This window comes from Nocardia heshunensis, assembly GCF_054782115.1.
In genome coordinates, this window is the sequence record NZ_BAAGTC010000002.1 from 113171 (window position 1) to 127528 (window position 14358).

A 14358-nucleotide genomic window follows, 5' to 3' on the forward strand; every position below is an offset into this window, starting at 1 on the left:
TCGCAGGGCCGCGGCGGTGCGGGCGGGTCCGGCGGAATGTGTTCAGAACTAGTCGAATTCAGAGGTCAGGCATGAGCAACGCGGAATTCGCCCAGAGTGCGGCCGGGGCCGGGAGTGCGGCGGCCGAGGGGCACGAGCGGATCGCGGCGGTCGACTGCGGGACGAATTCGATTCGGTTGCTGATCGCCGACGTGACGCGGGACGCGGACGGCAAGCCGTATTTGATCGATGTGCATCGGGAGATGCGGATCGTGCGGCTCGGTCAGGGCGTGGACGCGACCGGCGAGCTGAATCCCGAAGCGATCGAACGCACTCGGGTGGCCCTGCACGACTACGTCGAGCTGATGTTGAAGCACGGCGTGGCGCGGGTCCGGATGACCGCAACCTCGGCGACGCGGGATGCCGCCAATCGCGAGGACTTCTTCACCATGACCGGTGTGGAGCTGGGCCGCGTGGTGGAGGGGGCGCAGGCCGAGGTCATCTCCGGAGATGAGGAGGCGCGGCTGTCTTTCTCGGGGGCGGTGGGCGAACTCTCCAGTGCCGATGGGCCTTTCGTGGTGGTGGATCTCGGCGGCGGGTCCACCGAGGTGGTGCTCGGCGACGCCTCCGGAGTGCAATCCGCGTACTCGGCCGATATCGGCTGCGTGCGGATCACCGAGCGCTGCCTGCACGGCAATCCGCCGACCCGCGAGGAGGTCGCGTCGGCACGGTTCTTCGCCTCGGAGCGGCTGGCGCAGGCGTTCGGCGTGGTGCCGGTGGAGCGGGCGCGGACCTGGGTGGGCGTGGCCGGGACCATGACCACGATCGCCGCGGTGTCGCTGGATCTGCCCGAATACGATTCGGAGCGGGTGCATCTCACCCGGCTGCCGCTGGCCGAACTGCGCAAGGTGTGCGATCGGCTGATCGGCATGAACCACGACGAGCGGGCCGCGCTCGGGCCCATGCATCCGGGCCGGGTCGATGTGATCGGCGGTGGCGCGGTGATAGCCGAAGTGCTCGCCGATGAGCTGGCGCGGCGGGCCGGAATCAGCGAGCTGATCGTCAGCGAACACGACATTCTGGACGGCATCGCGCTCTCCATTGCCTGATCAGGGCGGGCTGATCGCCCGATCAGGGCACTTATCAAGCAGATTGAGGGCTTTTGTCCTTCGCCCTGCTCGTCCTCGGCTTTCCCCGGGCAATTGTGACGTAGGTTAATACCTGAGGTTGCTGTCAGATTGCCCTATATGGGAGGGTCTCGGGTATGTCAGGAGTAGCTAACCCCGCGAAACCGGCCACCGAACGGACCTTGTTCGGCCACCCCATCGGTATCGCGAATCTGTTCGGTGTCGAGCTGTGGGAACGATTCTCGTTCTACGGCATGCTCACGATTCTCGGCTACTACCTGTACTACACGGCCGCCGACGGCGGTCTCGGCATCTCCAAGTCCACCGCCACCGGCATCGTCGGCGCGTACGGCGGTCTCGTCTATCTCTCGACCGTGCTGGGCGCGTGGGTCGCCGACCGCATCCTCGGCTCGGAGCGCACCGTCTTCTACGGCGGCGTCATCGTCATGGCGGGTCACATCGCGCTGGCGATCCTGCCCGGCCTCACCGGCGTTGGCGTCGGTCTGGTGCTGGTCGCGCTCGGCTCGGGCGGGTTGAAGGCGAATGCCTCCTCGTTGCTGGGCACCCTCTACGACAAGGACGACCCGCGCGCGGACGGCGGCTTCACGCTGTTCTATCTGGGCATCAACCTGGGTGCTTTCGCCGGTCCGCTGATCACCGGTCTGCTGCAGGACCACGTCGGCTTCCACTACGGCTTCGGCGCGGCCGCCGTCGGTATGGCCATCGGCCTGACCCAGTACGTTGTCTTCCGCCGCAATCTCGGCGAGCACGGGCGCGATGTGCCGAACCCGCTGCCGCGCACCGCGATTCCGAAGGTGGTCGCGGCCTTCGCGGCCATCCTGGTGGCCATCGCCATCGCCTGGGCGGTCAAGCTGGTGACCCTGTCGAATCTGCCCGACGCCACCACCGTGGTGATCATCGCCGCCTCGATCGCCTACTTCGCCATCATGCTGACCAGCGAGAAGGTATCCGCGATCGAACGCACCCGGGTGCGCGCGTACATGCCGCTGTTCGTCGCCAATGCCGTGTTCTGGTCGCTGTTCCAGCAGATCTTCACCGTCCTCGCGGTGTACTCCGACGAGCGCATGAACTGGTCCATCTTCGGCTGGACCGCGCCCTCGAACTGGATCGGCTCGATGGAGCCGGTGTGGATCATCGCGCTGTCGCCGCTGTTCGCGGTCATGTGGACCCGCCTGGGCCGCCGGGCCCCGAGCACCCCGCGCAAGTTCTCGCTCGGCGTGATCGGCATGGGCGCGGCGTTCCTGCTGTTCACGCTGTTCTCCGGCAGCCACGGCAAGTCGGTGTCGTTCGTGATCGTGTTCTTCATCCTCGGCGCGTTCGCGATCTCGGAACTGATGCTCTCCCCGATCGGCCTCTCGGTCACAACCAAGCTGGCCCCCAAGGTCTTCCGCTCGCAGATGATGGCCCTCTACTTCTTCTCCGTCGGCATCGGCACCTCGATGTCGGGCGTGCTCTCGAAGTTCTACGACCCCTCCCACGAGCTCGCCTACTTCGGCATCACCGGTGTGGTGGCCATGATCGTCGGCGCCTGCGTCTGGGCCGTCGCGCCCTGGATCACCCGTCACATGGAGGGCGTGCACTGAGACCGGTCGTCAGTACTTAAGTACGACAGATTCCGGGGCGCTCGGATCTTCATAACGTTGTTCTCATCAAGTTCGGAACAACGAGGAGAACACCATGAGCGACATGAACGAGCTGGTCGAGCGCTACCTGACCGCCTGGAACACCACCGATGCGAGCGCCCGGGCGGCCCTGGTGGCCGAGCTCTTCACCGAGGACGCGGAATACACCGACCCGCTGGTTTCGGTGCGCGGCCACGCCGGACTCGACGCCACCATCGCGGCCGTGCAGGGCCAGTTCGCGGGCCTGGAATTCAGCCTCGGCGCGGCGGTCGACAGCAACCACCACATTGCCCGGTTCACCTGGAACCTGGGCGCGCCCGGCGCGGAGCCGCTGGTCGTCGGGTTCGATGTGGCGGCCATCGCCGAGGACGGCCGCATCGAGCGGGTGTACGGGTTCCTCGATCAGGTGCCCGCGGGGCTCTGAGACCGGATGTCACCTCAATTGCGCGGCAAGCTCTTTCAGCTCGCCGCGCGAGGTGACACCGAGTTTCGGATACGCCTTGTAGAGGTGATAGCCCACGGTGCGGTGGCTGAGGAACATCTGCGCGGCGATATCCCGATTCGACAACCCCTGGGCGGCCAGCCGGACGATCTGCAACTCCTGCGGAGTAAGTCCGGTGGCCGCGTTGGGGGTTGGCGTCGTATCGGCCCCCACGGCATCGACGGCCTCGGCAGCTCCCGCGGCGGTCAACTCGTTGCGCGCCCGCCGCGCCCACGGGGCCAGTTCCAGTCGCTCGAAGACTTCGAGGGCCTCGTAGAGCCGGGTGCGGGCCTCGGATTTGCGGCGGGCCCGGCGCAGCCATTCGCCGAACAGCAAAGCGGTGCGGGCGAATTCGATCGGCCGGGCCTCACGATCGTGAATCTCGAGCGCCCGCAGGTACAGTTCCTCGGCTCGCTCGTCCTCGAGCAGTGCGCGGCAGCGCAGCGCCAGGGCCTCGGCCCAAGGCTGGCCTACCGACTGCGCCCAGCCTTCGAAGTTCGCGGCGGGCGTCTCGGCGCGCTCGGCGGCACCGAGCCGAACCGCCGCCTCCACCAGGTCGGGGATCGAGCGGGTCGCGCAAATGTGATGGTTGAAGGGCGATTTCGTCAAGCGCTCGAAGCGTGACAGCGCCGCTTCGGCGCGTCCGGCTCCCAATTCCAGCAGCCCCAATGACCAATGCGCCCACGGCGCACCGGGTGCGGTGGCTCCCGGGGTGTCCCCGGTGAGCCCGAGTTCCGCATACGCCCGGCACTCGTCCTCGTCCCCGCGCAGGGCCGCCAGCTGCGCCAGGACACTGCTGAGTTGGCGTACCCACTGCTGCTGCCCGGTGTCGCGCGCGAGATCGCGGGCCTCGATCGTGGTGGCGCGCGCATCCCGCAGCCGCCCGGTGAATATCTCGGCCTCGGCCGCGAAGAACAGCACGGTCGGCAGCCGCCCGGCCGCACCGGCGGCGCGATACCCGGCCTCCAGCGACCGGGCGAGTTCCGAAGCCGGCCCATCCTGCCCGCGCGAGAGCGCAATCCCGCACAGGATCAGCAGAACCTGATCCGAAACCGTTCCCCGAGCGCGGATCTCGCCGAGAATATCGTCGAGTGCCAGGGGAGTGCCGGGGCCGCGGCCGAAGAGTCCGCCGATGAAACGCACCACCGGCGTCACCGGCAACTCGTCCGAGAGCCGCAGCTCGGCAAGCTGTTTCAAGACCTCCCGCAACTCGGCCTCGCCCAGATACCATCCGGTGTGCATGGCCTGCACCAGCATGTCCGCCGCCTGCTCGGGCGCGGTGGCCGCGATGCTCGCCGCCGCGTCGGTCAACAGCCGGTGTGCGTCGGGAAACTCGCCCTGCCAGAAGCGGGCCAGCGCCTGTACCTGGGAGAGGCTGGCGCGCAATGCATCCGAGTCGACCTCGCGTGCGGTGCGCCGGGCCAGCTCACCGGCGCGTTCCAGCTCACCCGACTCCAGCGCGGCCTGCGCGGCGAGGGTCTGCCGCCGGGTCCGATCCGCGGCCTGCTCGCTGAGCCGGGCCGCTCGCTCGTAGGCGGCGGCCGCGGCCCGGAATCCACCGCGCTCGCGAGCCCGAATCGCATTGCGCTCCAGGGCATTCGCCACCTCGGCGTCGGGGCCGACCGCGGCCGCCGCGCGATGCCACGCCTGTCGGTCGGCCTGTTCGGGTGCGTCCAGGGCGTCGGCCAATGCGCGGTGCACCGCCATCCGCATTCCCAGCGGGGCGCGCTGGTAGACGGCGGCGCGAATCAATGGATGCCGGAAGGTGATCGGCGAATCGATGCCCACGCCCCGGTGTAGCAGCCCGGCCGCCTCGGCGGGTCCGAGGTCGTCCACACCGGAGCCGAGCGCGGTGGCGGCGCGCAGGATGACGGCGGGTTCGCAGCTCTCGTCGACGGCCATCACCGTCAACAGAGTCCGGGTCGGCTCGGGCAGGCGGCTGATGCGGCCGTGGAAGGCCAGCCGCAGCCGATCGGTCAGCGGCAGTGCACCGGCGCTGAGGTCGGCGGTCGGCTCGGCCGCCATGGCCACCGGCAGTTCGCGCAGGGCCAGTGGATTGCCCTGAGCCTCGGCCAGCAGCCGATAGCGCACCGCCGGGGTGAGCGCGTGCTCGTCCAGCAGCGCCGCCGACGCCTCGGGCGACAATCCCGTCAGAGGTGTTTCGGGGAGGCCGGTCGTTTCGAAGGAGCCCTCGCCCTCGCGGACGCCGAACAGCAGCGCCACCCCCTCGGCCTGCAGACGGCGGGCCGCGAACAGCAACGCGTGCTGCGATGCCCGGTCCAGCCATTGCGCATCATCGACGACGACCAGCAACCCGGTGCCCTCGGCGTACTCGGTGAGCAGTGAGAGCACCGCCAAACCGGTCAGCATGGGCTCGCCGCCGCCGGGGCCCAGCCCCAGGGCGCCGGTCAGCGCGACCCGCTGGGGTTCCGGCAGACCCGGCAGCCGGTCGAGGGCGGGGCGCAGCAGCAATTGCAGCCCGGCGAACGGTAATTCGGCCTCGGCCTCGATGCCGGTGCCGCGCAATACCCGGAGGTCACGCGCGTGCGCGACGGCGTAGTCCAGCAGGGCGGTCTTGCCGATGCCCGCTTCGCCGCGCAGCACCAGCACGGCGCTGTGCCCCTCGCGCGCGCCCGCGATCAGTGTCTCGAGTGTCTGTTGCTCGCGCTCGCGTCCCCGCAGCTGCGGAATATGTACGGCCACGGTCGTTCTCACATCCTCCATCGGTCACCATCATGGCGGTTTCCGGTCGCGGCGGACGTGATCTGGCTCACCAAGCGATCTTGATGATGGTGATATCACCTGATAGGGGCCGGTTTTCGGGGTGGTAGCTGGTTGTCGAGCCCGCATTAATCGGGTGAAATTTGTCGGACCCCGACGGAATACTGGGTCGCGACCGATGAGTTGTGCGTGCTGTCCCCGTCTGTACCGGTGTGGCACCGGACAGTGCAGTCGCCGACTCGACATCGGTCCACGTAACCCCTCGAACACGATTAGCCGGAGGTTCTTCCGATGCCCGACATATCCGCTAGCTCGACCAAGCAGCGGACGCCAACCGTCATCCGGTTGTTGGTGCTCGCGACCTTCACGGTGATCTTGAACGAGACCATCATGATCAATGCGATCCCGCGTCTCATGAAGGATCTGCACGTCTCCAGCGAACTGACCGCCCAGTGGGTTTCTACCGCGTTCATGCTCACCATGGCGGCGGTCATCCCGGTCACCGGTTGGTTCCTGCAGCGGGTCACCACCCGCCGCGCCTACGCCCTCGCCATGGGAACCTTCCTGGTCGGTACCGCGCTGGCCGCGGTCGCGCCGACGTTCGCGGTGCTGCTGGTCGGCCGTGTGATCCAGGCGGGCGGCACCGCGGTCATGATGCCGCTGCTGATGACCACCCTGATGACCGTCGTCCCCGAGAACGATCGCGGGCGGGTCATGGGCAATGTCACCCTGGCCATCTCGGTGGCTCCGGCCATGGGCCCGGTCATCTCCGGCCTGGTGCTGCAGATCGGCTCCTGGCGTTGGCTGTTCGTGCTGGTGCTCCCCATCGCCGCGGCGGTGACGGCCTTCGGCCTGCGCAATCTGGAGAATGTCGGTGAGCCGCAGCCAGGTTCGATCGACTGGCTCAGCGTGCTGTTCGCGGCCTTCGGTTTCGGTGGACTGGTGTACGGCCTGAGCAAGTTCGCCGGTGGCAGCACGGCCGTTCCGGCGCTGATCGTCGCCGGTGGTGCGGCCCTGATCGCCATCTTCGCCTTCCGGCAGATTTCCCTGCAGCGCAAGGGCACTCCGCTGCTGGACCTGCGTGTCCTGCTGGCCCCCACCTACACCAAGTCGCTCATCCTCATGGCGGTGGCCTTCCTGGCCATGATGGGTTCGATGATCCTGCTGCCCCTGTACCTGCAGAACCTGCGCGAGCTGACCCCGCTGAAGACCGGTCTGCTGGTCATGCCGGGTGGTCTGGCGATGGGTCTGCTCGGCCCCACGGTCGGCAAGATCTTCGACCGGTTCGGTGGCCGGGTGCTGGTGATTCCCGGCGCGATCGGCATTACCGCCGCGCTCGCGGGCTTCACCCAGCTGTCGCTGACCTCGCCGTACGTCCTGCTGGTGGCGATGCACGTGCTGCTCATGGTGTCGCTGGCGGCGACCTTCACCCCGGTCTTCACCCTGGGCCTGGGCGCGCTGCCGATGCACCTGTACTCGCACGGCAGTTCCATGCTGGCGACCCTGCAGCAGGTGGCGGCCGCGTTCGGTACCGCGCTGGTGGTGACGGTCATGACCTCGCGGGCCAAGGATGTCGCCCAGACCGTCTCCAACCCGCTGGAGGCGCATCTGTCCGGTATGCGGATGGCGTTCGCGGTCTCCGCGGCCCTGTCCATCGTGGTGATCGTGATGGCGGTGCTGCTGCCCAGTCGTTCGGCGACGGGGCATCACGGTGCCGAGATCCCGGATGTGGTCGAGGATTCCGAGCTACCGGAACTGGTCAAGGACTGACGCTCGTAAGAAGTTGAAAGCGCCCACGGCGGAATGCCGTGGGCGCTTTCGCGTTGTCAGACCGCGAATTTCACCGCGAGGGCGATACCGCATCCGGCGGCGATCACGCGCAGGCTGTTGCTCGGTAGCCGCCGCGCGACCACCGGGCCGACCCGCCCGCCCAGCAGGAAGCCCAGGGCCAGCGGTGCGACGTAGGCCCAGTGCACGGGACCGTAGAACGCGAAACCGATGGCGGCCGAACCGTTCGCGCACATCGAGGTGATGCTCTTGACCGCATTGGCGCGCTGCGGCGACCACTCCGGATACATGGCCGAGATGAGCGCGAGGATCAGAATCCCGCCCGCCGCACCGAAATACCCGGCGTAGATAGCGGCCCCGAACAGCAGCATCCCCAACAATCGGTTGCGCCAGGTTCTTTCGGCGTGGCTCGTGTGCTGCCAGCGGCGAGCCAGATGCGGTTGCGCGAGCAGGAACACCGAGGCGCCGCCGATCAGGAACGGCACCACCACCTGGAAGGTCGATGCGGGCGCGACCAGCAGCAGTACCGCCCCGATCGCGCCGCCGACCGCCGCGACCACCCCGAGCCGCAGCACCGTGCGCCGCGTTCCCGCGAGTTCCTGCCGCGACCCCGCCGCCGCCCCGACCCCCGTGAAGATCAGCGCCACCGTGTTGGTGACATTTGCGGCGACCGGCATCAAGCCCATACCGAGCAGGGCCGGATACGACACCAGCGAGGCCAGACTGACCAGCACACTGACCAATCCGGCCGCGAAACCCACCGCGATCAACTCGACCGCCACGACCGCGGTCACCGACGTTCACCGGGCCGGGAACAAGAACACCCAGCACTCACCCGGACATCCTACGAATTCGCCGCGACCGGTTCGCGCGGGCATCCCCGGCCCGGACGATAACCATTCCTTATCGCTACGAGCGCGGGTTGCTCATTGGCCGACGCGGTGATCTCCGGTGAACTGAATGCCATGAGCAGCACAGCAGAAACCCGCACCGTGATCGAGAACTACATCCGCGCCCTGCAGACCGGCGAGGCCGTCGAACGCCGCCGCGAATTCTTCACCGAAGATGCCACCTGGACCCTGGCGGGCGACCTCCCCACCTCGGGCACCTGGACCGGCCCCGACGGCATCTTCCACGGCTTCCTCCCCGCCATGCTCGCCCGCTTCGACACGACCCAGCCGATGAGCCAGGACGTCCGTGGGGTCTTCGCCGACGGTGACCACGCCATCGCCGAATGGACCACCCGCGCAACGACAGTGGCGGGCGAGGAGTACGTCAACGCCGTGGTGATCGCCTTCCGCGTCGCGGACGGCCGCATCGCGGAAGCCCGCGAATACTTCGACACCGCCTACGCCGCCCGACTTCTCTTCCCCGCAAGCTGATTTCGGCGATCTGCGCGGTGTCAGTAGTAGGTGGGTGCGCCGAAGTCGATGGGGGCGCGGTTCTTCGGGTCCGGGCCGTATTGGTTGGGACCGTAGTTGCCGTCCTGCAGCGAGAAGACGAGCAGGGTGATGCCGCCGATGAACGGCACAATGGCGATCAGCAGCCACCACCCGGAGTAACCGGCATCGTGCAGGCGGCGCACGCGCACCGACACCGATGGCAGGAACAGACCGATGAATACGACGATGAACAGCAACGACGCCGGTGAACCGTCATCGGACGTCGCTCCCGAGAGCGCCCCGCTGAGCACCGCGCCGCCGATAATAATCAGGTAGTAGAACAGCGTGAACCACCAGAACTCGCTACGCGTCGCCCGCCCACTGAAAGTGGCGTACTGCGAAAACGCAGCCTTGATAGCCGCCCCGAAACCCATGAACCCTCCCCGAAAAGCAATCGAACCCGGGCATTAATTCACAGCCTGGTCCAGCCCGCAACTCGGCGTTTCGCGTCACCTCAAGTGGGGGAAGTGCTTTCGGGCGGTGGATCCCCCTAAGGTTCTCCTGCCGTTGCGAGACGGTCCAGCACGAATCCGATGTGATGGCTGGTGCCGATGGCTCGCCACGTGGATCCGTTGCCCGGCCCGTTCAGCGTGGCAGCTCGATCGCCGTGATCCTGCCAGGCTCGACTCGCGATTTGCTCATCGCCCCAGGTCAATCCACGCGTGAACTCCGACCTCGCGGCCATCTGACTGCAGATATCGAAGAATCGGGCGAAACCGTCGGTCCTGCGGTATTTCAGAACGAGCCACGACCCAGCAGCGGTGTACCGAAGCTGTGGAGGCGGACCGTGACCCTTGCCGGGTGGAAGTATCGGATGCGCGACACCATAGTCACCGAAGGTCGGAATTCTGCTGTGTCCGAGCAGTTGTCGCCGGACATCGCGCCAGAGGGTGACTTCCTTGCGGTCGATTCGAGTGAGGAGCTTCGGCTCGACGTCACGGAGATCGGGCGGAAATGCCCCGCCTGCAAGTGTTATGGACATCCATTCGTCGAGATGCGGTAGGCCGAGCACTGCCGTCAGGGCAGCTCGGGTCTTACGGTCGACGTCTGCATCATCGGAGATACATCCGAAGTCGAGTACGAGATGAACTCTGCCGCTGGGCATTCCCAGAGCAGCGAGGGCTCTGCTTATCCGCACTGCGAGGAGGTGAATGTTACGGCCGGACAGGTCTGGCGATGTGAGACGCAGGCAGACCGGCTGATGCAGCGATCGGCGTACGGCCTCCCCGACCTCGTGGAGAACCTGCTGTGAATCCGACAGTCGTACAGCGGGAATGACGCCCAATTGAGCACTGCCGAAGCAGTTCTCGACGACCTGCGCCGTAGGATTCCAGTCGGCTGCCGGAGGCAGGTTGTGGACATCGACGATCAGATCGAGACAAATCCTCCAGTGTTTGCGCAGTGCGTCCAAGGTCGTATTGAGTGCGAGTTTCAGTATCGTCGGCGGTGGTCGAGGTTCGATACGCATCTCATCGGTGGGGACGATCTCGATCAGCGGTACGCAGAACTCGCCGAGGCCTGGCTTCATGTTCTCGAGAGCGGTTAGCTCACCGCGCCGACTCTTCAAGATCGGCATATACCGTGGCGTGGTGTCCATCTGCGGGCTACCGACCGGGGGTGGCGACGATGCCTGGCATCCGAATCACCTGTCCTACAAGCGGTCCGCCTCGATCGCACAGCTCGAGGCGCTGCTCGTAGTATCCGGCTGAGTCGCAACCCGCGGGTGTCGTCTCGGCACGAGGTTGGACGGATGGCCAAATCCGTCACATGCCGGGCACTCGAGGTCAGTGTTCAGCCCAAGTGGGGGAAGTGCTTTCGGGCGGTGACTACCGGGGAATTCGGGGTCAGCTGGAGGACGGAGACGGTGACGTCGGTGGTGGAGCCGGATTGGAATTTGGTGGGCTCGCCGAACAATTGCAGCAGCTGAACGGGATTCACCGCGACTGTGGCCTGTTGGGGTTGGCCGATGCAGGTGGCGGGGGCTAGGGCGGTGCCGGTGACGCCGGGGCCGTTGATGCCCGGGGCCAGGAAGGGGGTTTCTCGCACCGTGACCGATAGTTCTGCGCCGAGGCCGGGGGCGCATTGGTAGGAAATGCTCACCACGGCATTGCCATTGGACGCGATGGCGGTGTCGACGGTGAGGGGAGCGTCTGCGGCTGCGGTAGCGCAGGTCAGGGCTGTGGCGGCGGCTAGTGCGCCGAGAACGACGACGAGATGTGGTGCGCGCACGGGGATTCCTTCAATGCCATTGGCCTGCACGATTTTTCGAGATTCGGCGGTGGCTCGGGACAGACAATAGCGGATAACGGACCAACCGTGACGAATTTTTGGTGGTTATTCCTGGGTAGGGCCCGGCTATTCCTCGACGGTGATGGTCAGCCGGGGTTTGCCGGGCTCGTTGTCACCGGCGACCAGTTGCCAGACCGAATCGATCATGGGGGCCAGCAGGAGTTCGCCGAACTGGCGGACCAGTACCGCGACCACCTGGGTGGATTCGCGGCGTGCGGTGGAGGCCAGGCCCGCCTCGCGCAGTTGCAGCACCTCGCTGCGGGTCAGCTCGACCAGGCGCTCCAGGAATTTCAGCTGGGTGGGCTCGGGTTCGAGGACGGCCCGGCGCAGGTAGTTCACCACCGCGGGGTTCTCGCGCAGCATCTGCCGGACGGCCTCGTCGCGGGCGGCGGCGACCTCGGTGGCGGTGCCGACGCCCGGCACGGAATGCACTGCCTGATAGAAGAATTCGCTCACCAGCTGGTCGACCGCGTCGCGCAGTCCGGCCTTCGTCTTGAAGTGGTGCTGGACCAGGCCGAGGGTGACACCGGCTTCCGCGGCGACCGCGCGCAGCGAGACCCGGGATTCGCCGTACTGGGCGAACAGATCCATCGCGGCATTGCGGATGCGCGCCTTGGCGGTCAGGTCCTCATTGGTGGCCCGTGGATTCAGCATCGCCCCTCGACTGGTCGGTGATCGGGTCAGTCTACGTCGCGTAGTGATAGCTGGTCTTTTGCATAGAGAAGCCTACTGTTGACCCATTGACTATACAGCCGTATCGTTCGCTGCCATGGAGGTATTAAAGCCGCGCCCCCTGGATGGCGTCGAAGTCGTCTCGCTGGCGGTCAACCTGCCCGGCCCGTTGGCCGCCGCTCGGCTGGCCGAACTGGGTGCGACGGTGACCAAGGTCGAGCCGCCCGCCGGTGACCCGCTCGCCGCGGCCGCGCCGGACTGGTACAGCGCGCTCATCGCCCCGCAGACCGTCGTCACCCTCGATCTCAAGCAGGAGGCCGATCGCGCCAAGCTCGACGAGTTGCTCGCCACCGCGGACCTGCTGATCACCTCGATGCGCCCCAGCGCGCTCGCGAAACTCGGTCTCGCGCAGCCGCAGGAGCGTTTCCCACGCCTCTCGCTCATCGAAATCGTCGGGCACGCCGAGGATCCCGAGGTACCCGGACACGATCTGAACTATCAGGCCGTGCACGCCACCCTCACCCCGCCGCATATGCCGACCGTCCCGGTCGCCGACATGCTGGGTGCCGAACGCGCCGTCTCCACCGCGCTCGCCGCCCTGGTCGCCCGCGCGAACACCGGCGCGGGACAGCCCTTTCGGGTCGCGCTGGAGGAGGCCGCTGCCCGGGCCGGTGACGCCGTCCGCTACCGCCTGATGGGTCCGGACGCGATCCTCGGCGGCGCGTTCCCGGGTTACGGCATCTACGCCTGCAGGGACGGCCACATCGCGCTCGGCGCGGTGGAGCCGCACTTCTTCCTCGGCACCATCGCGCTCTTCGGCGCCAGTGGCGATCACGAGAGCCTGCGAAAAGCCTTCGCCGACCGGACCATTGCCGAACTCGAGGCATTGGCCGCCGAGCACGACCTACCCATCAACGGCCTGCGCGCCCCCGTCGCCGGAAAGTAGAGCACAACGATGTCCGAACTCTTCCCCGATTACGTCCCCGTCTGGGAGACCGAACAGCATCGCGAATTGCGCAAGCACGCGCGGGAATTCTTCCGCAAGGAAGCCGCGCCCAATCGCGAGCGCTGGACCAAGCAGCACATGGTCGACCGTGAGTTCTGGAACAAGGCTGGTGACGCCGGGCTGCTCGGCCTGGATCTGCCCGAGGAATTCGGTGGCGCGGCAGGCGATTTCGGCCTGCAAGCCGTGGTGCAGGAAGAGCTGGTCTACGCGCACGACAACGGCTTCGGCTTCTCGGTGCACTCGCCGATCGTGTCGCACTACGTGTACCACTACGGCAATGATGAGCAGCGCGCGAAGTGGCTGCCCGGCATCATCAGCGGTGAGCTGGTACTGGCCATCGCCATGACCGAGCCGGGCACCGGATCGGATCTGCAATCGGTGCGCACCACCGCGATTCGCGAGGGCGACCACTACGTCGTCAACGGCTCGAAGACCTTCATCTCCAATGCGACCCACTGCGATCTGCTGGTGATCGTGGCCAAGACCGACCCGTCCAAGGGTGCGGCGGGCGTCTCGCTCATCGTGGCCGAGACCAAGGATCTGCCGGGCTTCGAGCGCGGCCGGGTGCTGGAGAAGATGGGCCAGCACGCGCAGGACACCCGCGAGCTGTTCTTCTCCGACATGCGGGTGCCGGTCGCCAATCTCCTTGGCGCGCAGGAAGGGCTGGGCTTCTACCAGCTCATGGAGCAGCTGGCCCGGGAGCGACTGATCATCGCCAGCCTGTGCTCGGCGCTGGCCGAGGCGGCGGTACTCGAGGCGCTGCGCTACTCCAAGGAGCGCGAGGCGTTCGGCCGCCCGATCGGCAAGTTCCAGCACAACGCGTTCACGCTGGCCGAGGTCAAGACCGAAGCGCTGGCCATCAAAACCCTGGTCGACTACGCGATCAAGCAGTACATCGACGGCAAGAACGACCCGTCCACCGCCTCCATGGCCAAGCTGTTCGCGGCCGAGACCAGCGACAAGATCGTCGACCGCTGCCTGCAACTCTTCGGCGGCTACGGCTACATGATGGAATACCCGATCGCCAACATGTACACCGGCTCCCGCGTGAACCGCATCTACGGCGGCACCAGCGAGATCATGAAGGAAATCATCTCCCGCTCACTCTGAATCCCGTTGTGTAGGTGGCGGAACACCTCGTGGTCCGCCACCCGCACGGGCGGTGGCGCGGATTGTCCGGTATTGGCGCTCGCGGCGCGGATTCACCGGC

General features: G+C 66.8%; 13 protein-coding genes. 7 read left to right on the forward strand and 6 right to left on the reverse strand.

The window, feature by feature from the left end; translation table 11 throughout:
* Positions 1-71 precede the first annotated feature (71 nt).
* From ACYVN4_RS00530 to ACYVN4_RS00540, 3 genes are all read left to right on the forward strand, one after another.
* Positions 72-1088 carry a Ppx/GppA phosphatase family protein gene (locus tag ACYVN4_RS00530; protein ID WP_460717214.1) on the forward strand — a complete coding sequence of 339 codons (1017 nt, stop codon included), beginning with the start codon at positions 72-74 and terminating at the stop codon, positions 1086-1088.
* 155 nt (positions 1089-1243) lie between these two features.
* The gene (locus ACYVN4_RS00535; protein ID WP_460717215.1) at positions 1244-2710 is read left to right on the forward strand and encodes a peptide MFS transporter; all 1467 of its coding nucleotides are present in this window, start codon (positions 1244-1246) and stop codon (positions 2708-2710) included.
* Positions 2711-2804: 94 nt separating this feature from the next.
* Positions 2805-3173, forward strand: coding sequence for a nuclear transport factor 2 family protein (locus ACYVN4_RS00540; RefSeq protein WP_460717216.1), 369 nt, complete (start codon positions 2805-2807; stop codon positions 3171-3173).
* Between the two features lie 9 nt (positions 3174-3182).
* On the opposite strand, the gene ACYVN4_RS00545 is transcribed toward ACYVN4_RS00540, so the two are convergent.
* Positions 3183-5954, reverse strand: a complete 2772-nt coding sequence (locus ACYVN4_RS00545) for an AAA family ATPase (protein WP_460717217.1) — start codon at positions 5952-5954, stop codon at positions 3183-3185.
* Positions 5955-6242: 288 nt separating this feature from the next.
* Between ACYVN4_RS00545 and ACYVN4_RS00550 the strand changes: the two genes are divergently transcribed.
* Entirely contained in the window at positions 6243-7721 is a 1479-nt protein-coding gene (locus ACYVN4_RS00550; protein WP_460717218.1) for an MDR family MFS transporter, read from the forward strand.
* Positions 7722-7777: 56 nt separating this feature from the next.
* Here ACYVN4_RS00550 and ACYVN4_RS00555 read toward each other — a convergent pair whose 3' ends face one another.
* Positions 7778-8533 carry a sulfite exporter TauE/SafE family protein gene (locus ACYVN4_RS00555; RefSeq protein WP_460717219.1) on the reverse strand — a complete coding sequence of 252 codons (756 nt, stop codon included), beginning with the start codon at positions 8531-8533 and terminating at the stop codon, positions 7778-7780.
* Positions 8534-8704: 171 nt separating this feature from the next.
* Here ACYVN4_RS00555 and ACYVN4_RS00560 point away from each other — a divergent pair, with 171 nt between their 5' ends.
* Positions 8705-9121 carry a nuclear transport factor 2 family protein gene (locus tag ACYVN4_RS00560; RefSeq protein WP_460717220.1) on the forward strand — a complete coding sequence of 139 codons (417 nt, stop codon included), beginning with the start codon at positions 8705-8707 and terminating at the stop codon, positions 9119-9121.
* Positions 9122-9141: 20 nt separating this feature from the next.
* On the opposite strand, the gene ACYVN4_RS00565 is transcribed toward ACYVN4_RS00560, so the two are convergent.
* The 4 genes from ACYVN4_RS00565 to ACYVN4_RS00580 all read right to left on the reverse strand — a co-directional run bounded on the left by ACYVN4_RS00565 (position 9142) and on the right by ACYVN4_RS00580 (position 12124).
* The gene (locus ACYVN4_RS00565) at positions 9142-9555 is read right to left on the reverse strand and encodes a DUF805 domain-containing protein (protein ID WP_460717221.1); all 414 of its coding nucleotides are present in this window, start codon (positions 9553-9555) and stop codon (positions 9142-9144) included.
* 116 nt (positions 9556-9671) lie between these two features.
* Positions 9672-10757, reverse strand: a complete 1086-nt coding sequence (locus ACYVN4_RS00570) for a beta family protein (RefSeq protein WP_460717222.1) — start codon at positions 10755-10757, stop codon at positions 9672-9674.
* Between the two features lie 215 nt (positions 10758-10972).
* Positions 10973-11410 (reverse strand): hypothetical protein, encoded by a 438-nt coding sequence (locus ACYVN4_RS00575; RefSeq protein WP_460717223.1) that lies wholly within the window; start codon positions 11408-11410, stop codon positions 10973-10975.
* Between the two features lie 126 nt (positions 11411-11536).
* Positions 11537-12124 carry a TetR/AcrR family transcriptional regulator gene (locus tag ACYVN4_RS00580; RefSeq protein ID WP_460717224.1) on the reverse strand — a complete coding sequence of 196 codons (588 nt, stop codon included), beginning with the start codon at positions 12122-12124 and terminating at the stop codon, positions 11537-11539.
* 115 nt (positions 12125-12239) lie between these two features.
* Here ACYVN4_RS00580 and ACYVN4_RS00585 point away from each other — a divergent pair, with 115 nt between their 5' ends.
* Entirely contained in the window at positions 12240-13088 is an 849-nt protein-coding gene (locus ACYVN4_RS00585) for a CoA transferase (protein WP_460717225.1), read from the forward strand.
* Between the two features lie 9 nt (positions 13089-13097).
* Positions 13098-14258 carry an acyl-CoA dehydrogenase family protein gene (locus ACYVN4_RS00590; protein ID WP_460717226.1) on the forward strand — a complete coding sequence of 387 codons (1161 nt, stop codon included), beginning with the start codon at positions 13098-13100 and terminating at the stop codon, positions 14256-14258.
* Positions 14259-14358: the final 100 nt, after the last annotated feature.